Origin of the sequence: Sphingopyxis sp. JAI108 (assembly GCF_013410105.1) — a bacterium.
GTDB lineage: Bacteria > Pseudomonadota > Alphaproteobacteria > Sphingomonadales > Sphingomonadaceae > Sphingopyxis > Sphingopyxis chilensis.
The window spans coordinates 1,903,574-1,924,899 of record NZ_JACCCJ010000001.1; the positions used below are offsets into that span (position 1 = coordinate 1,903,574).

General features: G+C 66.0%; 16 protein-coding genes. 4 read left to right on the top strand and 12 right to left on the bottom strand.

What is annotated here, in order from left to right; translation table 11 throughout:
• Window positions 1-13 precede the first annotated feature (13 nt).
• From dnaE to tpiA, 9 genes are all read right to left on the bottom strand, one after another.
• On the bottom strand, window positions 14-3,502 hold the full coding sequence (dnaE, locus tag HDC29_RS09215; protein ID WP_179496428.1) for a DNA polymerase III subunit alpha: 3,489 nt from the start codon (window positions 3,500-3,502) through the stop codon (window positions 14-16).
• 39 nt (window positions 3,503-3,541) lie between these two features.
• Window positions 3,542-4,018 (bottom strand): glutathione peroxidase, encoded by a 477-nt coding sequence (locus HDC29_RS09220; protein WP_179496430.1) that lies wholly within the window; start codon window positions 4,016-4,018, stop codon window positions 3,542-3,544.
• A gap of 1 nt (window position 4,019) precedes the next feature.
• Entirely contained in the window at window positions 4,020-4,553 is a 534-nt protein-coding gene (locus HDC29_RS09225; RefSeq protein WP_257018132.1) for a hypothetical protein, read from the bottom strand.
• 32 nt (window positions 4,554-4,585) lie between these two features.
• A complete protein-coding gene (locus HDC29_RS09230; RefSeq protein WP_179496432.1) occupies window positions 4,586-5,263 on the bottom strand; it encodes an ABC transporter ATP-binding protein in 678 nt (225 codons plus the stop codon).
• On the bottom strand, window positions 5,256-6,506 hold the full coding sequence (locus HDC29_RS09235) for a lipoprotein-releasing ABC transporter permease subunit (RefSeq protein WP_179496450.1): 1,251 nt from the start codon (window positions 6,504-6,506) through the stop codon (window positions 5,256-5,258). The genes HDC29_RS09230 and HDC29_RS09235 overlap by 8 nt, the downstream gene beginning before the upstream one ends.
• A 435-nt stretch (window positions 6,507-6,941) precedes the next feature.
• Entirely contained in the window at window positions 6,942-7,625 is a 684-nt protein-coding gene (locus HDC29_RS09240) for a Crp/Fnr family transcriptional regulator (protein WP_179496452.1), read from the bottom strand.
• A 27-nt stretch (window positions 7,626-7,652) separates the two neighbouring features.
• Window positions 7,653-9,284: a CTP synthase gene (locus HDC29_RS09245; RefSeq protein WP_179496454.1), complete on the bottom strand. Its 1,632-nt coding sequence runs from the start codon at window positions 9,282-9,284 to the stop codon at window positions 7,653-7,655.
• A gap of 105 nt (window positions 9,285-9,389) precedes the next feature.
• On the bottom strand, window positions 9,390-9,842 hold the full coding sequence (gene secG / locus HDC29_RS09250) for a preprotein translocase subunit SecG (protein WP_179496460.1): 453 nt from the start codon (window positions 9,840-9,842) through the stop codon (window positions 9,390-9,392).
• Between the two features lie 100 nt (window positions 9,843-9,942).
• Window positions 9,943-10,692 (bottom strand): triose-phosphate isomerase, encoded by a 750-nt coding sequence (tpiA, locus tag HDC29_RS09255; RefSeq protein ID WP_179496462.1) that lies wholly within the window; start codon window positions 10,690-10,692, stop codon window positions 9,943-9,945.
• Between the two features lie 179 nt (window positions 10,693-10,871).
• Here tpiA and HDC29_RS09260 point away from each other — a divergent pair, with 179 nt between their 5' ends.
• On the top strand, window positions 10,872-12,818 hold the full coding sequence (locus HDC29_RS09260; RefSeq protein ID WP_179496464.1) for a peptidylprolyl isomerase: 1,947 nt from the start codon (window positions 10,872-10,874) through the stop codon (window positions 12,816-12,818).
• A gap of 2 nt (window positions 12,819-12,820) precedes the next feature.
• Window positions 12,821-14,338 carry an anthranilate synthase component I gene (gene trpE / locus HDC29_RS09265; RefSeq protein ID WP_179496466.1) on the top strand — a complete coding sequence of 506 codons (1,518 nt, stop codon included), beginning with the start codon at window positions 12,821-12,823 and terminating at the stop codon, window positions 14,336-14,338.
• A gap of 73 nt (window positions 14,339-14,411) precedes the next feature.
• On the opposite strand, the gene HDC29_RS09270 is transcribed toward trpE, so the two are convergent.
• Genes HDC29_RS09270 through HDC29_RS09280 form a run of 3 tightly spaced genes read right to left on the bottom strand, consistent with a single transcriptional unit; the run spans window position 14,412 to window position 17,975 of the window.
• Window positions 14,412-15,782, bottom strand: coding sequence for a HAMP domain-containing sensor histidine kinase (locus HDC29_RS09270; RefSeq protein WP_179496468.1), 1,371 nt, complete (start codon window positions 15,780-15,782; stop codon window positions 14,412-14,414).
• Complete coding sequence (locus HDC29_RS09275; protein ID WP_179496470.1) at window positions 15,779-16,702, bottom strand: hypothetical protein; 924 nt, start codon at window positions 16,700-16,702, stop codon at window positions 15,779-15,781. Before HDC29_RS09275 ends, HDC29_RS09270 begins: the two co-directional genes overlap by 4 nt.
• Before the next feature lie 58 nt (window positions 16,703-16,760).
• Complete coding sequence (locus tag HDC29_RS09280) at window positions 16,761-17,975, bottom strand: hypothetical protein (RefSeq protein ID WP_179496472.1); 1,215 nt, start codon at window positions 17,973-17,975, stop codon at window positions 16,761-16,763.
• Between the two features lie 304 nt (window positions 17,976-18,279).
• On the opposite strand from HDC29_RS09280, the gene gyrA reads away from it, so the two are divergent.
• Window positions 18,280-20,946, top strand: a complete 2,667-nt coding sequence (gene gyrA, locus HDC29_RS09285) for a DNA gyrase subunit A (protein ID WP_373562796.1) — start codon at window positions 18,280-18,282, stop codon at window positions 20,944-20,946.
• Complete coding sequence (locus HDC29_RS09290; RefSeq protein ID WP_179496474.1) at window positions 20,943-21,254, top strand: DUF952 domain-containing protein; 312 nt, start codon at window positions 20,943-20,945, stop codon at window positions 21,252-21,254. Before gyrA ends, HDC29_RS09290 begins: the two co-directional genes overlap by 4 nt.
• Window positions 21,255-21,326: the final 72 nt, after the last annotated feature.

Below are 21,326 nucleotides of genomic sequence, written 5' to 3' on the forward strand. Positions count from 1 at the left end.
GGGGGAAGGAAGGTCAGCGCACCCTGAATTCGCGCGGCGCGACCAGCGACAGCATGGGCTCTGCCACCCCGGCGATCATGTCGAACCGCGACACCGTGTCGGGACCGAGCGCGAAACCGCGGCCGAGTTCGATGCGAATTTCGTCGTCGGTCAGCGGATCGATCGTCGTGATGACGACACGGCCCCGCGCATCGTCGCGTTTGACGAGCAACCGCGCCATATCCTCGATCGCCGCCGGCATTTCGACGCGGCACGCCAGCTGCAACGCCGCGGTCGCGGCGATATCGGCGAGCGATTGCGCACCACGCACGGTGACCCGCGGCGTTTCCTCGCCCTCGAGCAGATCGAGTTCAACCGACAGTAGGGCGCAGCCGCCATCGGCCGCCAGCGCCTCGAGCGTCTTGCCCGCCATCTCGTCGAAACAGCTCGACTGGAATTGGCCGCTGCGATCCGACAGTGTCAGGTTGAGGAAGCGATTGCCGCGCTGCGACACGCGCGGCCGCGCGCTTTCGACCATCGCCGCCATCACCATCGGGATGCGCGTGCCCGGCGTCATTTCGACATTGTCGCAGATGTCGCCATAGGATCGCGCGCCGCGCGCCGAGACGATCGCCTCATATTGCTCGACCGGGTGCGACGAGAAATAGAAACCGAAAGCGTCCTTCTCGCGCGTCATTCGTTCGGCGAGCGTCCACGGCTCGGCGGCGGGCAGTTGCAGCACCGGGGCGATCGCTATGTCGCCGCCGAACAGGCCACCCTGCCCCGTCGATCGTTCGTGCGCCGAACTGTTCGCGCAGGCGAGCAGGCTTTCGGCGCCGGCAAAGGCGCGCGGGCGGTCGGGTTCGATACAATCGAACGCCCCCGCTGCCGCCAGCGCCTCGATCTGGCGGCGGTTGAGCAGCTTGGGGTCGATGCGGTTCGCGAAATCGTCGAGGCTCCCGAAATCGCCCTTCGCCTGCCGCTCGGCGACAAGCGCCTCCATCGCCTTCTCGCCGACGCCCTTGAGCGCGCCGAGCGCGTAGCGGACCGTCAATCCTTCGTCGCTACGCCCGACCGAGAAATCGGCTTCGCTGTCGTTAACCGACGGCGGCGTGATCGCGACGTCGAGGCGGCGCATATCGTCGATGAAGATCGACAATTTGTCGGTCTGGTGGCTGTCGAACGACATCGATGCCGCGAAAAATTCGTGCGGATAATGCGCCTTCAGCCACGCCGTCTGATAGGAGAGCAGCGCATAGGCCGCAGCGTGGCTCTTGTTAAAGCCATAGCCAGCGAACTTGTCGATCAAGTCGAACAGCTCGTTCGCCGCCTTGGCGTCGATGCCATTATGCTCGCCGCAGCCCTTGACGAAGGTATCGCGCTGCGCGTCCATCTCGGCCTGGACTTTCTTGCCCATCGCGCGGCGCAGCAAGTCGGCGCCGCCGAGGCTGTAGCCGGCGAGGATCTGCGCCGCCTGCATTACCTGTTCCTGGTAGACGAAGATGCCATAGGTTTCGGCGAGGATGCCTTCGAGCAGCGGGTGCGGATAGGCGATCGGCTCGCGCCCGTTCTTACGCGCGCCAAAGAGCGGGATATTGTCCATCGGCCCTGGGCGATAGAGCGCGACGAGCGCGATGATGTCGCCGAAGTTGGTCGGTTTCACCGCCGACAGTGTGCGCCGCATTCCTTCGGATTCCAGCTGGAACACCCCGACGGTCTCGCCGCGCTGGAGCAGCGCATAGACTTCCTCATCGTCCCATGCGAGCGTGTCGAGATCGACATCGACCCCCCGCAACGCGAGCAGGCGCTTCGCCTCCTTGAGCACCGACAGGGTCTTCAAGCCGAGGAAGTCGAATTTCACCAGCCCGGCTGTTTCGACATATTTCATGTCGAACTGCGTCACCGGCATGTCCGAACGCGGGTCGCGATAGAGCGGGACGAGCTGGTCGAGCGGGCGATCGCCGATCACCACCCCGGCGGCGTGCGTCGAGCTATGCCGCGGCAGGCCTTCCAGTTGCCGCGCCATGTCGAACAGGCGCCGCACCCCGTCATCCTGCTTATACTCGGTCATCAGCTCGGCAACACCGTTCAGCGCGCGTTCGAGCGTCCAGGGATCGGTCGGATGGTTCGGGACCAGCTTGGCAAGCCGGTCGACCTGACCATAGCTCATCTGGAGCACGCGGCCGGTGTCCTTCAGAACCGCGCGCGCCTTCAGCTTACCGAAGGTGATGATCTGCGCGACGGTGTCGCGGCCATATTTTTCCTGCACATAGCGGATCACTTCGGCGCGCCGCGTTTCGCAGAAGTCGATGTCGAAGTCGGGCATCGATACGCGTTCGGGGTTGAGGAAGCGTTCGAACAGCAACCCCAGTTTCAGCGGATCCAGGTCGGTGATCGTCAGCGCCCAGGCGACGACGCTGCCGGCGCCCGAACCGCGTCCCGGCCCAACCGGAATGTCGTGGGCCTTCGCCCATTTGATGAAGTCGGCAACGATCAGGAAGTAACCCGGAAAGCCCATCTGGACGATGACCCCGACCTCGAAGTCGAGCCGCGCGACATAGGCGTTGCGCTCCTCTTCGGAGAGATCGGAATAGAGCGCCAGCCGCGCATCGAGGCCCGCGCGTGCGTCGGCGGCAAGCTGCGCCGCCTCACCCTCGCGGTCGCCCGCAAGGCTGGGCAGGATCGGCTTGCGCTTCGGCGCCATGAAGGCGCAGCGCTGCGCGATGACGAGCGTGTTGCGGATCGCCTCGGGCAGGTCCGAAAAGGCGTCTTCCATCGCCTCGGCGGGCTTCAGCCAGGCTTCGGGGCTCGACACCCGCCGGTCCTCGCTCTCGACATAGGCGGACTGGGCGATGCACAGCATCGCGTCGTGGGCCGGATGGAAGTTCGGTTCGACGAAATTGGCTGGATTGGTAGCGACGATCGGCAACGCCCGTGCATAGGCGAGATCGATCAGCCCCGCCTCCGCCGCCGTCTCGGTCGCGTCGCCGCGCCGCGACAATTCTATATAGAGCCGCCCGTTGAACAGCGCCTCCAATTGCTCGACATAATCCTCGGCCGCACTCTTCTGCTCGCCCGCGAGAAGTCGCGCCAGCGCGCCCTCGCCGCCGCCGGTCAGGCAGATGAGGCCATCGGTCTTGCCCGTGACATCCGACAGCAGGACATGCGGATCCTGTTCGACCGGACGCCCCAGGTGCGCCGCCGAGACGAGCGCGCACAGATTGTCATAACCCTTCTCGTCCTGCGCATAGAGCGCCAGCCAGTCGATCAGCGGTGCGCCGTTCGCCATCCGCTGGCCCGGTCGCGCGACGCTGAGCAGGGTCCCGACGATCGGCTGCACCCCCGCCGCCTTGCACGCATCGCCAAAGGCCATGACGCCGTAAAGCCCGTTGCGATCGGCCACCGCTATCGCCGGAAAACCGCGCTCGCGCGCGGCTTTCGCGATCAGCTTAGGCTCGATCGCCCCTTCCAGCATGGTGAAACTGGAAAAGACGCGCAGGGGAACAAAGGGGCTGTAGGCCATCACATGACGCTACAGTGACAGCGGTGATTCTGCCAAGGCTTAACCCAGCAGTTCCTCAATCTCTTTGCGCAATTGCTCGGGCTTCGTCGTCGGTGCGTGGCGCGACACCGTCCGCCCTTCGCGATCGACCAGGAACTTCGTGAAATTCCACTTGATCCCGCTGCCGAGCAAGCCGGTCTTTTCCTTCTTGAGATGCTTGAAGATCGGATCGGTATCGTCGCCATTGACATCGATCTTCGCCATCAGCGGGAAGCTCACATCATAGGTCAGCGAGCAGAAATTCTTGATCTCCTCCGCATCGCCCGGCTCCTGCGCCCCGAACTGGTTGCAGGGGAACGCCAATATCTCGAACCCGCGGTCCTTATAATCGCGATACAGCTCCTCCAGCCCCTCATATTGCGGGGTGAAGCCGCACTTCGACGCGGTGTTGACGATCAACAGCACCTTGCCCTTGTAGTCGGCAAGCGATTGTGCGCCGCCGCCGGGCAGTTTCGCCGAAAGATCATAGAGTCCCATGTTATTTCTCCCCGGATTTTTGCGGTCTATAGATGAAATCGAAACTCGTGGTCCAACTGAGTCCGTGATCGACCGACTGCTCGCCATGCTGGCGCACCGATCCGTCTTCGCGCCGCGTATAGGTCATGCGGATCAGGCCATCCTGTTCCTTGCCGGCCACATTCGCCCAGCGGCCGGTCAGCACCATCCTCCCGTCGACCGGTCCCCCGTCGAAATCGACTCGCGCGCCGCCGCTATCGACCCACGCCTGCCGCCAATGCCGGCGTTCCTTGTCATAGTGGCTGAACGAGCCGCCACCGCCCCCCTTGAACGGTTTCCACGTCTCACGGATCGCGCAGCCGTCGAACATCGCTTCGATGCTGCTTGTCGCGACCTGCGTTCCGCTGTCACCCGGATAGACGTCCCACTCACCGACCCAGAAATCGAAGGCACGGTGATCCGGCGCCGAACATGGCGGCGGCGATGGCGGCGCGACCTGCGCCGACGCGGCCGCGGCAGCCAGAATGGCGGCCAACAGCATCGAAAATCGAAGCATCCTGGTTCCCCTCTCACCCCGGCGGATAGAAGCTACGCCTCGATATGCCCCTCATGCAAGCGCAACACGCGGTCCATTTTTGCGGCCAGCCGCTCGTTGTGCGTCGCCACCAGCGCGGCCGAACCATGGTCGCGCACCAGCTTCACGAACTGGTCGAACACGCGGTCGGCGGTCGCTTCGTCGAGATTGCCCGTCGGCTCGTCGGCGAGCACCAGCAGGGGCCGGTTCGCCAGCGCGCGCGCGACCGCGACGCGCTGCTGCTCCCCGCCCGACAGCTTGCTCGGCTTGTGATGCAGCCGCTCGCCGAGCCCCAGCCTCCCGAGCAGGTCGGCGGCGCGCTCCTCCGCCTCGGCCTGCCCCGCGCCGCGTATGAGCTGCGGCAGCACGACATTCTCGATCGCGTTGAAATCGGGTAGCAGGTGATGGAACTGATAGACGAAACCGATCTTCTCACGCCGTGTCTTCGTCCGCTCGCCCTGCTGGAAGCGCGTGACGTCCTCGCCGTCGATGCGGATCGTCCCGCCGAAGCCGCCTTCGAGCAGGCCCACCGCCTGCAGCATCGTCGACTTGCCGGACCCCGACGGGCCGAGCAGCGCAACGATCTCCCCGCGGCGCAGCGACGCGTTGACGCCGCGCAGCACCTCGATCGTAACATCGGCTTGGGTGAAGCTCCGTCTCAGGTCGACCAGTTCCAGTGCGACATCATTCATAGCGCAGAACCTGCACGGGGTCGGTATTGGCCGCCTTGTACGCGGGATAGAGCGTCGCGAGGAAGCTGAAGACGATCACCATGATGACGATAGCGGTGATTTCGACCGGGTCGGGCTTCGACGGCAATTCGGTGAGAAAGCGGATCGATGGATCCCAGAGCGGCTGGCCGGTGATGAACTCGACCCCGCGCAGCACCCCTTGCCGAAAATAGAGCAACGAGAAACCGACGATCATCCCCGCAATCGTCCCCGCGATGCCGATCGACAGGCCGATCGCCATGAAGATGCGCATCACCGCGTCGCGCGGCGCGCCCATCGTGCGCAATATCGCCATGTCGCGCGTTTTCGCGCGCACCAGCATGATCAGCGACGAGATGATGTTGAACGAGGCAACAAGGATGATCAGCGACAGGATCACGAACATCGCGACGCGCTCGATCGACAATGCCTCGAACAGGCTGGCGTTCATCGACCGCCAGTCGGAAACGACGGCCCGCGCCGCGAGCTTTTCGGCGAGCGGCTGCATGATCTCGCCGACGCGGTCCGGGTCCTCGGTCTTGACCTCGATCATCTGGACCTGATCGCCGGTGAGCAACAGCAGCTGCGCATCCTCCATCGGCATGACGATATAGGCTTTGTCGAAATCATAGACCCCGATCTCGAAGATCGCCGTCACGCGATAGCTGATCTCGCGCGGCACCGTGCCAAATGGCGTCGAGCGGCCCTGCGGATTGATGATCGTCACGTTCGACCCGACCTGCGCACCCAGATTGCGCGCCAGTTCGCTACCGATCGCGACATTGCCCGAACCCCCGGTCAGGCTGTTCAGACTGCCCTGGAGCACCTTGCCGCCCAGCGTCTTGTTGCTGCGGATATCGGGCACTGTCATGCCGCGCACCAGTACGCCCTCGACCCGCCCGCTGAAGGTCGCGAGCAAAGGTTGCTCGATCAACGGAGTCGCCGACACGACTCCCGGCGTCGCCTTCGCCTGTTCCAGCACGTCACGCCAATTGTCGATCCGTCCGCCGAAACCCTGCACGACCGCATGGCCGTTCAGCCCGACGATCTTGTCGAACAAGTCGCTGCGCACGCCGTTCATCACGCTCATCACCACGACCAGCGCCGCAACGCCCAGCATCACGGCGGTGAAGCTGAACGCTGCGGCGACGAAGATGAACCCTTCGCCGCGCTGCGGAAGCAAATAGCGTTTGAAGATGGTGCGCTCGTACGGACGCAGAATCATGGGAGGACCGGCCTTTGCGGCGCTTGGAAAAGGTCACGCATGATAACTGCTTTAGGCAGGTCAAACAGTGCTGGCAATGGGCGCCTGAATGACCCCAAGTTACCAATGACTCGCATGAATGTGTTGCCCATAGGTCACAGCGGCCCGCAAAAGCGTGGCCAAATGCCCGCCAGAGGGTGACAAAGCCTGGTCCACGACCTACCCCAAGGCTTCTGGTTCAACGCGGCCCAAAGGCCCGGATCCAGGGAGTGCAGGCCTTTCGCCGGCCTGCGCACAAGGGGGATGGCGAGTGTTCGTCACAGGCGCCCGGGTCTTGGAAACAAGGCCCGGGCGTTGTGATTCCGGCTGCAGGACTAGGCCCCTGCTCTGTTCGTCGCTCCGGCGCCCGGATCAAATCCGGAATGACGATGAAGCAAAGGCCGGCGTTGCGAGCGCCTAACCCTCATTCTCGCTGATATCTTCAAGCATCTCGGCGTCGAGCACGCGCACGCGCCCTTGCTCGAGCGAAATCACGCCCGATTCCTCCCAGCTCTTGAGCTGCCGGTTGATATGCTCGCGGCTCATGCCCGCAAAATTGCCGAGTTCTGTCTGGCTGAGTTCGACGCGCTGCGACGCTTCGATATCCTTGCGAATCAAGCGCTTCAGATAGCGCGCGAGGCGCGGGCCGGAGGCATAGGCGCGGTCGCTTTCGATCGTCTGGTCGGCGGTGCGCAGCCGCCGCGCGAGCTGCTGCATCAGCGACCAAGCGAATTCGGGGTGGCTCGCGGCGAAATCCTTGAGCGCGTTGCGGCCGAGTTGAAGCGCGCTGCCGGCGCTCGTCGCGGTCACCGACGCCGTTCGCTCGCCGCCATCGAGCAGCGCGATCTCGCCCAGCACCGCACCGGGCTCGGCATAGGCGAGCACGATCTCGCGCCCGCCGGCGGTGAGCATCGATATCCGGGCCGTACCTTCGGTCAGGATCAGCATCATGTCGCCGGGATCGCCCTGAACGAGCAATTCCTTGCCCTTGACGAAGTTGACCTGCACCGCGCGGCGCGCGATCTCGGCCCAATCCTCGATCGACAGACCGGAAAAAATGCTGTCGGGGCCCTGCAACTCGGCGAGTTTCGCGTGATCCATTTGCCCCTACACCCCTTTTCGTCCGGCCTAGACCAGCCGGCTCTGCTTCACCGCCGCTTCGATGAACCCCGCGAACAAGGGATGCGGGTCGAACGGCTTCGACTTGAGTTCCGGGTGGAACTGCACGCCGATAAACCACGGATGATCGGGGCGCTCAACGATTTCCGGCAACATGCCGTCGGGCGACATGCCCGAAAAGACGAGACCGCCCTTTTCGAGTTGCTCGCGATAGGCGTTGTTGACCTCATAGCGGTGGCGGTGCCGTTCGCTGATGTCATTGGCGCCGTAGACGCTCGCAACATGGCTGTTCGGCGACAGCTTCGCCTCATAGGCACCGAGGCGCATCGTGCCGCCCAGATCGGTGTCGGCCCCACGCTTCTGCAACCCTTCGGCGCTCATCCATTCGGTGATCATGCCCACCACGGGCTCGTTCGTCGGGCCGAATTCGGTGCTCGATGCGTCCTCGATCCCGCTCGTATTCCGCGCCGCCTCGATGCACGCCATCTGCATGCCGAGGCAGATGCCGAAAAAGGGCACGCCGCGTTCGCGCGCGAAACGCACGCTCGAAATCTTGCCTTCGGACCCACGCTCGCCGAAGCCGCCGGGGACGAGGATGCCGTGCATCGGCTCGAGATTGGCGGCGAGGTCCTCGTCGCGCTCGAACATTTCGGCGTCGAGCCAGCGGATATTGACCTTGACGCGATGCGCCATGCCGCCGTGGACAAGTGCTTCGTTGAGCGATTTATAAGCGTCGGGCAGCGACACATATTTGCCGACGACGCCGATCGTGACCTCGCCTTCGGGGTGCTGCTTGCGATCCATGATATCGTACCAGGCCGTCAGGTCGGGTGCGGGCGCGTCGTGGATACCAAAGGCGTAGAGCACTTCGGCGTCGAGCCCCTCGCCATGATATTGGACGGGCACCGAATAGATGCTGTCGGCGTCGAGCGCCGGGATCACGGCCTCCTTGCGGACGTTGCAGAATTGCGCGATTTTCGCGCGCTCGGTCTCGGGCAGCGGCTTTTCGCAGCGGCAGAGCAGGATGTCGGGCTGGACGCCCAGGGAAGCGAGTTCGCGCACGCTGTGCTGCGTCGGCTTGGTCTTCAGCTCGCCCGCAGCGGCGATATAAGGCACCAGCGTAACATGGACCGAGATGGCGTTATCGCGCCCGACTTCGTTCTTGAGCTGGCGGATCGCCTCGATGAAAGGCAGCGATTCGATGTCGCCGACGGTGCCGCCGATTTCGCACAGCACGAAATCAAGGTCGTCGGTTTCGGCGCGCGCAAATTCCTTGATCGCGTCGGTGACGTGCGGGACGACCTGCACCGTCGCGCCCAGATAATCGCCGCGCCGTTCCTTGGCGATGATGCCCTGATAGATGCGGCCCGAGGTGACATTGTCGCTCTGTCGTGCCGCGACGCCGGTGAAGCGTTCATAGTGACCAAGATCAAGGTCGGTCTCGGCCCCGTCGTCGGTCACATAGACCTCGCCGTGCTGATAGGGCGACATCGTGCCCGGATCGACGTTCAGATAGGGATCGAACTTGCGAATACGGACACGATAGCCACGCGCCTGCAACAAGGCTGCCAGGCTAGCCGCCATCAGACCTTTGCCAAGCGAGGAGACCACGCCGCCGGTGATAAAAATGAACCGCGCCATGGGAGGAAAGACTTACTCAACGGGAGGGGGACGGCGCAAGCCGTCGAATCGCATCCGGCGGAAAATATTTCCGCCGGGCGGGCTGACTGGAGGCCGAAGCCGCCGTTATTTCTTGGCGGGTGGTGCCTGGGCGGGGGCCGGAGCGGCCTCCTGGCTTGCCGCCGCGGCGGCCGCGGCCGCCAGCGGGTCGTCGCCCGCCGCCGCAGGCGCGGCGCCGGCAGCAGCGCCTTGCGCCGGCTGGGCCGGACCGGTCAGCGACGAGGCGGGAGCCGCGCCGCTGGTCTGTGCCGCCTTCGACAGCGAGGTGTCGATCGTTGAACCGCTGCGGCCGACCGAAGCCATCGCCGCGAGCAGGATCGACAGCGCGACGAAGGCGGTTGCAAGAACCGTCGTCGCCCGGGTCATGAAGTCCGCCGCACCGCGCGCCGACAGCAGGCCTGCGGGGCTGCCGCCGACACCAAGGCCGCCACCTTCCGACTTCTGCATCAGGATGACGCCGATCATCACCGCAGCGACGAGCGCCTGCAGGACGAGTATGAAGGTGAAAAGGCTGGACATCGTATTTTCCCGAACTCGCGCGACCTCAAACGGACCGCGCCCGCGGCGCACATAGAGACGAAGCGGCTTCGCTTCAACCCATTGGATCAGCCGCCGAGGATCAGTGGAGCGACGCGCCCGCACCGATGATCGGCACGAACTTCGCGGCGGTCAGGCTCGCGCCGCCCACGAGCGCACCGTCGACGTCGCCCGCGCCGAGCAATTCGGCGGCGTTGTCGCCATTGACCGAGCCGCCATAGAGAATGCGCATTTCCTCCGCCGCACCGCCAAACCGGGCCGCGAGCGCGCCGCGGATCGCGCCGTGCATCGCAGCCACATCGGCCACGGTCGGGACCAGGCCGGTGCCGATCGCCCAGATCGGCTCATAGGCAATCGCCAGGCGGGCCGGATCGAATTCGCCCGGAACCGACCCCGCGACCTGCGCCAGCACATAATCGATCGCCCCGCCCGATTCGCGCACCTCGCGCGGCTCGCCAACGCAGAGGATGACCGAAAGGCCGGCGGCCAGCCCCGCTTCGGCCTTGGCGCGGACGTCGGCGTCGCTTTCGCCGAATCCTTCGCGCCGTTCGCTATGCCCGACGATCACCAGGCTCGCGCCGATGTCGGCGAGCATCGGCGCTGCAACCGACCCGGTAAAGGCTCCCGACGCCGCGCTGTGGCAATCCTGCCCCCCGATCGCCTTGCCCGGCGCCGCGACGGCCATGGGACCGATCAGCGTGAAGGGCGGGCAGATGGCGACGTCGACCGCCGGATGATCATCCGCCGCGACGAAAATAGCCCGCGCTTCGGCGACGGCATCCGACAATCCGTTCATTTTCCAGTTGCCGACCACATATTTGCGCCGCGCCATGTCTCTGCCTCTCCCGCTATTGTGGACCTCGTCAGGCCCTAGCGGCGCACGGGGGCGGGAGGCAAGGCGCGTTGGCGCGTGCGAAAAGCCCCTTTCCGGCCTTGATGCCGCTCCGCCTCGCGCCTAAAGCAGCGCGCAATCGCGCACAATTGCGCCCTGCCGGAAAGAATGCCCGCTTCATGATCACCGCCATCCGCGCCATGTTCTCCTCGACGATCGGCAAATTCCTTGCCCTCGCCTTCGTCGTGCTCGTCGGGCTCGCCTTTGCGCTCAGCGACGTCACCGGCAATTCGACCTTCGGCGGGGTCGGCGGCGCCAATGTCGCGAAAGTCGGCGACGAGAATATCGGCGTCGGCGAATTGCGCGAGCGCGTCCGTCAGACCTATAATCAGGCGCGGCAGGACCAGCCCGGCTTGACGATGGCGGCCTTCGTCGAATCGGGCGGTCTCGACCAGGTGCTCGACCAGCTTGTCGAAGGATCGGCCTTCGATCAGTTCGCGACCGAAATGGGCTTCGGCGTCAGCAAGCGGCTGATCGACGGCCGTATCGCCGACCTCCCCGCGTTCGCCGGCGTGTCGGGCAAGTTCGACCAGACGGTGTTCGAGAATTTCCTGCGCCAGAACGGTATCAGCGAGGCGCAGCTGCGCCGCGACCTGCGCCAGCAGATCCTGGTCGAACAGCTGGCCGCTCCGATCGCGCAGATGCCGCGCATCGCGCCCGGCATAGCGCAGCCCTATGCCGCGCTGCTTCTCGAACAGCGCCGCGGTCAGGCGACCTTCATCCCCGCCAGCCCCTTTGCGCCGACCGCCGATCCCGGCGACGCCGCTCTGCGGACCTTCCTGTCGCAGAACAAAACCAAATTCACCGTCCCGGAACGCCGCGTGATCCAATATGCGCTGTTCGATCGCGGCGCCGTCCCGGTTCCCGCGGTTACCGAGGCTGAAATTGCGAAGGTCTACAAGGATAATGCCGCCCAATATGCCGCGAGCGAAACGCGCCGTTTCGCGCAGGTGATCCTTCCCGATCAGGCGGCAGCGAATGCGCTTGCCGCCAAGGTTCGCGGCGGCACCTCGCTCGCTGCGGCGGCACAGGCTGCGGGCCTGTCGGCCTCGACCACCGGCGACCTGACTCAGTCGGCCTATGCCGCGACGACGACCGCCGCCGCCGCCAAGGCCGCCTTTGCCGCCAAGCGCGGCGACATCGTTGGGCCCACCCAGACCGGGCTCGGCTGGACCGTCGCACGCGTCGAGGACGTCACCGCCCGCCCCGCGCGCAGCCTTGCCGAAGCGAGCGAAGATATCCGTACCGAACTTGCCAAAAACAAGGCGAACGAAGCGATCGTCGACTATTACAACGCGATCCAGGACGCCGTGAACGGCGGCGCGTCGGTCGAGGAAGTCGCCGCCGACCGCAAGCTCCAGCTCGTCGAGACCCCCGCTCTGCTGCCGAGCGGCCGCGCCCCGGCGCAGCCCGCCTTCGTGCCCGCGCCCGAACTCGCGCCGCTCGTCGCGCAGGCCTTCCAGGCCGCGGGCGAAGGCGAGGGTCATATCGCCACGATCGTCGAGAATGAGAAATTCGCCGTCTATGCGGTGAAGTCGATCGTCGCTGCGGCGCCGCCGCCCTTCGCGCAGATCCGCTCCGACCTGCTCAGCGAATGGCGCTTTGCCGAGGGACAGAAGGTCGCCCGCGACAAGGCGCGCGCGATCGTGAAAGCTGTCGAGGGCGGAAAGAGCCTCCCCCAGGCGGTCGCCGCTGCGGGCCCGAATATCGGCAGCGTGCAGCCAATCGGCGGTCGTCGCGCCGAACTCGGCGCCGACGGCAAGCCCGTTCCGCCGGAACTCGCGTTGCTCTTCTCGATGGCCAAGGACAGCGTCAAGACGCTCGAGATTCCCGGCAACCGCGGCTGGATGGTGATTGCGCTCGACGACGTCCAGCGCCCCGATCCGAAAACGATCGAGCCGCAACGTGTCGCCGCGATCGCCCAGCCCCTCGCTCCCGCTTTCGGCAACGAACTGATCGAACAGCTCGCCGCCGAAGCGAAGCGCCGCGTCGGCGTTACCATCAACAAGGATCTCGTCGCCCAGCTGCGCGCCGAACTCACCGGCAACGCGCCGGTCGTCGAATAAGGGTGAGCCTCGAAGGGAGAGCCGCGGCGCTCGAAGCGCTGGCGCAGGGACGCGGCGCGGTCGTCTGGCAGCGGCTGATCGCCGACATCGAAACGCCCGTGTCGGCGGCGCTCAAGCTGATCGAGCCCGGGCGCGGCGACTGGGTGCTCGAATCGGTCGAAAGCGGCGAAACGCGCGGGCGTTACAGCCTGATCGGGCTCGACCCCGACCTGATGTTCGAGGTGAAGCGCGACGCCGCACGGATCAACCGCGACTGGCGCCGCGACCGTGATGCGTTCGAACCGCTCGAAACCGGCGCGCTGCACGCGCTTCGCGACCTCGTCGCCGAATGCCGCTTCGACGTGCCCGACGGTCTGCCGAAGGCGCTCGCGACGCTCGTCGGCTTCTTCGCCTATGAGACGATCGGCCTCGTCGAGCGCATTCCGCGCGCGGGGGGCACGGGCCTCGGCCTGCCCGACATGGTGTTCGTGCGCCCGACGGTCATCCTCGTCTTCGACCGCCTTGCCGACGAACTCTTCCTCATCGCGCCGATCTGGCCCGACGCCAACGGCGCGATCGACCGCATGATCGAGGATGCGCAGGAGCGGCTTGAAACGGTCGCCGCCCGCCTGTCCAGCGTCAGCGCGCACAGCGACCGTGCGACGACCGACGCACTGCCGGAAGCGATCGCGGCGAACCCTGCCACCGCGCCAGCGCATTTCGCCGAAATGGTCGCTGTCGCGAAGGATTATATCGCGGCGGGCGACATCTTTCAGGTCGTGCTGTCGCAGCGTTTCTCGACCCCGTTCGACCTGCCGCCCTTCGACCTCTATCGCGCGCTGCGCCGTGTAAACCCCTCGCCTTTCCTCTATTTCCTCGACCTGCCCGGCTTCGCGCTGATCGGCTCCTCGCCCGAGATCCTCGTGCGCGTCCGCGACGGTGAGATCACGATCCGCCCCATCGCCGGCACGCGCCCACGCGGACGCACGAGCGCCGAGGATGTCGAGAATCGCGAGAGTCTGCTTGCTGATCCCAAGGAACGCGCCGAGCATTTGATGCTGCTCGACCTCGGCCGCAACGATGTCGGTCGCGCGGCGATCGGCGGCAGCGTCACCGTCACCGACAGCTATACCGTCGAATTTTACAGCCACGTCATGCACATCGTCTCGAACGTCGTCGGCCGGATCGCGCCCGACAAGGACGCGATCGACGCGCTGTTCGCGGGCTTTCCTGCCGGCACGGTCAGCGGCGCGCCCAAGGTCCGCGCCTGCCAGATCATCGCCGAGCTCGAAGCCGATGCGCGCGGGCCCTATGCCGGCGGCGTCGGCTATTTCGCGCCCGACGGCAATATGGACAGTTGCATCGTGCTGCGCACCGCCATCGTCAAGGATGGCGAAATGCACGTTCAGGCCGGCGCCGGCATCGTCGCCGACAGCGACCCCGCCTATGAACAGCGCGAGTGCGAGGCAAAGGCCGGTGCGCTCTTCGCTGCCGCCCGCGAGGCTGTGCGGTTGGCGGGCACGCCGGGATATGGCCAATAGGGCGCGGCCGCGGCGGAGGCTTTGAAGCGTTGATTTGCAGGAAGGCGGTTTTCGGCCGCCAGCGACCCGCCCCTCAACCCTCGTCCCGCGCCGGCAGACTCAAGGTGAACCGCGCCCCCTGCCCTGGCGCGCTGTCGACCGTCAGGTCGCCATCCATCGCACGCGCCAGCCGGCGGGCGATGTAAAGCCCCAGCCCCGATCCGCCACTATCGGTCCGCCCCAGCCGTTCGAATTTCTCGAACACCACCGCCTGCTGCTCGGCGTCGATCCCCTGACCCTGATCGGCGACGGTCACTGTCGCGCGGCCCTCTTCGCGGTCGACCCGGATCCATATCTGCGATTGGTCGGGTGAATAGCGGATCGCATTGCCGAGCAGGTTGAGCAGCACCTGCAGCACCCGGCGGAACTCGCCATAGGCCGGCGCCCGGTCGTCGCTGCGCGGCGCGTCGATGCGGATGCCCTTTTCCTCGGCCTTCATGCCGAGCAACCCGACGGCGCGGCGGGCAAGGTCGCCCAGGTCGATTTCATCACGCGCCGCCTTGAACCCGGGGCGCTCGATATTCTGAAGGTCGGCGAGATCATCAACAAGGCCGAGCAGGTGGCGCCCCGCATGCGCAATATCGCCAGCGTAGCGCGCGTAGTCGGCGCGAATTGGCCCGTCGAATTGTCCCGAAATCGTCTCCGCCGTCGCAATGATGCGGCTGAGCGGTCCACGCAACGCGCCGTCGATGCGGCGGCCGAACTGCGGATCCGACAGGGGCAGCGATCCGAAGGCCGGATCGACGAGCGCGCCGGGAGTCCTTTGTTCGATCGGGGGCGGTGCCTCGGCAGCGACCGCGCTTCCGCGAAAACCGGTGAAACGTCCCGTCGCGTCGAACAACGCTTCGCCGGCGAGCGTCATCACCATCTGCTCCACCCGGACGCGCTGGCCGTCGAAGCGCGCCTGTCGCGCGAGGCCGCGCAGCACGGGAAAACGGCCGTCATCGTCGGGTTGCAGCTCGAACAACTCGGAAAGCGAGCGCCCTTCCCAGCCCGTCGGAACCGGGGGGGCATCGGGGGCCGCACGCAGCGCGACGAGGCGTAGTTGCTGGTCGCACTCCCACGTCCAGCTTTGCGGAACCGCCGCGCCCTCGGCGATCGGCGGCATTTGCGGCTGGACCAGCGGCCGCGTCCGCCAGTCGGTGATCTCGAGGCTTGCGCCATCGGCATCGGGGGTGATGCGGACGAGCGCGTGGATGTCGCTGTGATCGTCGGCGGCATAAAGCGGCCGGCTGATATCGCGGTGGAGCCGCTGTGCGAGCGCAACGAGACGCGCGAGATGCGGCAGGGCGAGCGGCTTGTCGAGACCCGCGCCCGCGCGCTGCTGCAGGCGCAACAGCGGCGCGTCGGCGCTTACCAGCGCGCCCGACCGGTCGATGCGGCCGCGGACGACGCGCTCGCTCACCGCGCACGGTCCGCGTCGTAAGATTTCATATCGTCGGCGCTGCCCACCGCGCGCGCCGGCAGCATCGCCAGCGACGCCTCGATCGGCGCCAGCGCCATATTATCGAGCCGCAGCGGCGCGAACAGCGAGGGCAGCGCCGCGCTCTCCGCCGTCAGCAGCGCAAGCGCCATGCCGTCATAGCTGCGGCGATGCGCCGCCGCCGCGAGCGCGATCAGCACCGGCCAATCGTGCCGCGCAATCGCCGCAGCTGCAGCATCGGTCGCGTCCGCGCCCAAGGCCGCGTAATATGCGCCTCCCGCGTCCTCTATCCCGCTTTCCTTCGCTTGCCGTTCGGTCGCGGCGCGGACGGCGTCGCCCAGTGCGGCGGCGCGTTTCGCGTCCTTGCTCACTTCTGCCAGCCGCCACGCGGCTATGTCGAGCAGCAGCGTGCGGAAAATTTCGCTATCAAGGTCGGCGATCGCGATCGCCGGATTGCCGAGCGCATCGAACCGCCGGCGGTCGGCGATCTGCACTGCCAGATAGGCGCGGTCGAGATCGGGTAGTGCATCCTCGACGGCCGGACCCTCGTCATTCGCTGCGGCGGGATCGGCGAGCAATGGCGGCGGGCTGCCGCGCTGTGCCGACTGTTCGCGCCAGCGATGTTCCTCGGCGCGCGCAAAGCAGATTCCGGCCAGCCGCGTGGCGGAAGGCAGTCCACCGCCCAGCCACTCGTTCCACAGTGCTGCGGGGTCGACGGACGGGTCGAGCCGCGCCGCCACCTCGGCGACCATCCGACGCGCGATCCCCAGCGACAGGGCGCGCTGCTCCTCGGTCAGCCGGCCCGCCTTGGGCGCGGCGAGATAATCCGCCAGCTCGCGCAGGCGCGCCGCCAGCGTCGGCGACGGCGGATCGATGCCGGGAGAGAAGAGCGATTCACTCATGCGCGTCCGCCAATATCAGCATGACGTTAATAGGGCTTAAACCTTCAAGGCCTTTGTTTTACCGCGCCTCGGGGCGGCGCGCGAGGCGTAGCCAGAGCAGGATCTGAAACAGCGCCAGCAGCGGCAGGATCGCGAACATCAGCGGGGCAAAGCCGAACAGCAGCGCAGGCGCCAGCAGGATCCATGCCTCGTCCGCGTCGGGCAGCAGCCAGTGAAATCGCCGCCGCTCCCCCGAATCTTCGTAAAGCGCACGCGCGAGGAGGATCGCCGCGGCAAGGCACGGCGCGAGCGCGGCTTCGGAAAACGGCGGCATCTTCTGCCCCGGCCCGGCGAGCGACAGCAACCAGGGAAAGACTGCGAGCAGCACCCACGCAAAAGTGCGGATAATGTCGCGCGCGCGGTCCTGCGCCGCGCTTTCGGCACGAAACGCTGACAGGAAACGCATCGCCGCGAGCCCCAGTCCGCCGAGGATGGCGACAAGCGCGCCCGCCGCCGCGAGGCCGCTCGCCGCCAGCAGCGCGACCGCCACCCACAAGAGAGCGGTGACATATGGCAGATAGCGCGCGGTCGCCGGCGATTTGACCAGCAGCGGGCCCGCCAGCCGGATCACCGGCATCATGATCGCCGAACGGCCAAGCCCCATGCCGCCATATTCGACTTGCTGAAGGCTCGATTGCTCGATCAGCGCGGCGGTCGGGCGATCGGCGACGATCGCGATCTCGCCCTGCTCGAACAGCGCCGGCTCGCAATAGAGGCGCCGCGCACCCGCCTGCACCGCGAGACGCAGCAGGGTCAGCATCATGTCCCATTCGCCCGGCATCGCCGCGAGTTCGGCGACCATGGGCTGCGAGATCGAGGCGAGCCCGCCCCAGCGCCGCGTCGCGTCGATCCGCTCGAATCCCTGCGTCAGCATCGTGTCGCCGGTGACCAGGATCGCCGGCGATCCGGGCTTGGCGATCGCCGCATAATGGGTGCCGCCCGCGCGAAGGCCGTCGGCGACGAGGATGATCCTGTCGTCGCCCTCCACCAGCGGGACGAGATCAGCTGCCTGGCGCACGGGCGTGACCTTGATCCCGCGGCGGCGGATGCGGTCGCAGGTGGCGAGCAATTCGCCGGGCACCGCACCGACCGCGACCGCGATATGCGTCACCCCGACGTCGGCGAGGCGCGCCGCCTGGCGCTCGATCAGCGTCTCGCCGGCGACGGTGACGAGCGCGCGCAGCGATCCGTCGGGCAACGTTTCGGAGGCGCCGACCAGCGCAATCAGGGCCATTGGCGCAAGAGTTTCTCTGCAGCGGGCATCGGCACGAAGCTTTAGGGCCGGTGAAGCGATTGGCAAGCCCCGCCATGCGCCGCGATGACGTCACGCCTTCACCTTATTTTCCTGTGCTTTCCGCGCCTTTTCGGTCCGCAAAAAAATCCCGGCGAAAGGCGCGAATCGCTGGCCTTTCCAGCCCCCATCGGCTAGGCAGAATCCATCTCCCGAAAGAGCAGAAAAAGGCCGGGTCTTGACCGAAGAAAATACGCCTGTGCAGCCGTCCGACAACGGCGTTTCGCCGATCAATATCGTCGACGAAATGAAGACATCCTACCTCGATTACGCGATGAGCGTGATTGTCAGCCGCGCGCTTCCCGATGTGCGCGACGGTCTGAAACCGGTGCATCGCCGCATTCTTTATGCGGCGCAGGAAGGCGGCTTCGTCCCGGGCCGTCCGTACAAGAAATCTGCGAAGATCGTCGGCGACGTGATGGGCAATTATCACCCGCACGGCGACAGCGCGATTTACGACGCGCTCGCGCGCATGACGCAGGACTGGTCGCTGCGCGTACCGCTGATCGACGGCCAGGGCAATTTCGGCTCGATGGACCCCGATCCGCCGGCCTCGATGCGCTATACCGAAGCGCGGCTTGCCAAGACCGCGATGGTGCTGCTGAACGACCTCGACAAGGATACGGTCGACTTCCAGCCCAACTATGACGCGAGCCGCGACGAGCCCACGGTGCTCCCGGCGCGCTTCCCCAACCTGCTGGTCAACGGCGCAGGCGGCATCGCGGTCGGCATGGCGACCAACATCCCGCCGCATAACCTCGGCGAAGTGATCGACGCGACGCTCGCGATGATCGACCGCCAGCTCGAGGGCGGGCCGCCGGTCACGCTCGAGGAATTGATGGCGATCGTTCCCGGCCCCGACTTCCCGACCGGCGCGATGATGCTCGGCCAGGGGGGCGCACGCAACGCCTATGCCACGGGCCGCGGCTCGATCATGATGCGCGCGACGCATGTGATCGAGGAAGGCAGAAACGACCGCCAATCGATTGTTCTGACGTCGATTCCCTTCCAGGTTGGCAAGTCGGGTCTGGTCGAGAAGATCGCCGAAACCGCGCGCGACAAGCGCATCGAGGGCGTCGCCGACATCCGCGACGAGTCGAACCGCGAGGGCGTGCGCGTCGTCATCGAGTTGAAGCGCGATGCGACCGCCGAGGTCGTCCTCAACCAGCTCTGGCGCCACACCCCGGCGCAATCGAGCTTCCCCGCGAACATGCTCGCGATCCGTGGCGGCCGCCCCGAAATGCTCGGCCTGCAGGATATTCTCTCGGCCTTCATCACCTTCCGCGAGGAAGTGATCACCCGCCGCTGCAAGTTCGAACTCGCCAAGGCACGCGACCGCGCACACATCTTGCTCGGCCTTGTCGTCGCGGTATCGAACCTCGACGAAGTCGTCCGCATCATCCGCGGTTCGAACTCGCCCGCCGCGGCGCGCGAAGCGCTGCTGGCGCGCGAATGGCCGATCGGCGAGATCGCCCCGTACATCCGCCTCGTCGAAGCGATCGAGGGCGAGATGGAGGAAAGCGCGACCTATCGCCTCTCCGAAATTCAGGTGAAGGCGATCCTCGACCTCCGCCTGCATCGCCTCACCGCGCTCGGCCGTGATGAAATCGGCAAGGAACTCGGTGAGTTGGCTACCGAAATTGAGGAACTGCTTTCGATCCTCGCCGACCGCGTCAAGCTTTATGGGGTGATGCGCGAGGAGCTGGTTGCGGTGCGCGAGGAATTCGCGACCCCGCGCCGCACGCTCGTCGCTCCCGCCGCCGACGGCATCGACGACGAGGATCTGATCGAACGCGAAGAGATGGTCGTTACCGTCACCCTCGACGGCTATATCAAGCGCACGCCGCTGGACACCTTCCGCGCCCAGCGCCGCGGCGGCAAGGGCCGCGCCGGCATGGCGACGAAGGACGAGGATGTCGTCACCGAATTGTTCGTCACCTCGACGCACACGCCGGTGCTCTTCTTCTCGACCGCGGGCAAAGTCTATCGCATGAAAGTGTGGCGCCTGCCCGAAGGCGGGCCCGCGACGCGCGGCCGCCCGATGATCAACCTGCTACCGCTCGCGCAGGGCGAGACCATCTCGACCGTGCTCCCGCTGCCCGAGGACGAGGCCGAATGGAGCAAGCTGCACGTCATGTTCGCAACCGCGAAGGGCAGCGTGCGCCGTAACAGCATGGACGCTTTCACCAACGTGCCCTCGAACGGCAAGATCGCGATGAAGTTCGAGGGCGAGGACGAGGACGACCGCCTGATCGGCGTCGCCTTGCTCGACGAAAGCGACGATGTGCTGCTGGCGACGCGCCAGGGCAAGGCGATCCGCTTCGCCGGCGACGACGTCCGCGAGTTCCAGAGCCGCAATTCGACCGGTGTCCGGGGGATGAGGCTGACGGGCGGCGACGCGGTGATCTCGCTCTCGATTCTCCACCGCGTCGGTACCACGATGGAGGAGCGCGAAGCCTATCTCCGCGCCGCGCCGTGGAAGGACAATGAGAACGAACCGACGCTGCCCGGCGATCGGATGGCCGAACTGGCCGCGAGCGAGCAGTTCATCCTCACCGTCTGCGCCAACGGCTATGGCAAACTCTCCTCGGCCTATGAATATCGCCGCACCGGTCGGGGCGGCCAGGGGATCACCAACATCGACAATATCGCCCGCAACGGCCCGGTCGTCGCGAGCTTCCCCGCCACCAAGGTGCATCAGCTGATGCTCGTCACCGATCAGGCGAAGCTCATCCGCATGGGACTCGATTCGATGCGCGTCATCGGCCGTGGCAGCGCGGGCGTGCGCCTGTTCGACGTCGCGAAGGACGAGCATGTCGTCTCGGCGGCGCTGATCGAGGAAGGCGATGAGGAGGAAGGCGAAATCGCGGAAGCCGTCGCCGAAACCCCGGCCACCGAGGCGCCCCCCGAATGACGACGTCCGCGACCGCCTTCAAGGTGCTGACCCAGCAGCAATGGGCAGATTTCGAGCGCGAACGCGTGTTCCGTGGCGCGCCCGTGGATATCGCCGACGGTTATATCCATCTTTCGACCGCCGGGCAGCTCGAGGCGACGATCGCCAAATATTTCGCGGGCGAAAGCTGCCTGATGATCGTCGAGGTCGATCTCAACCTCCTCGGCGACGCCATCCGCTGGGAACCCGCACGCGGCGGCGACCTCTTCCCGCACATCTATGCCGAACTGCCGATCCACGCGGTGGTTAGCCTGCAACAGCGCGGCTGAACGCGTCACTCCCGCGGAAGCGGGGTGACCGAATCTGTTGAACGAACATTTCCGACCTTTGGTCGTATCTTG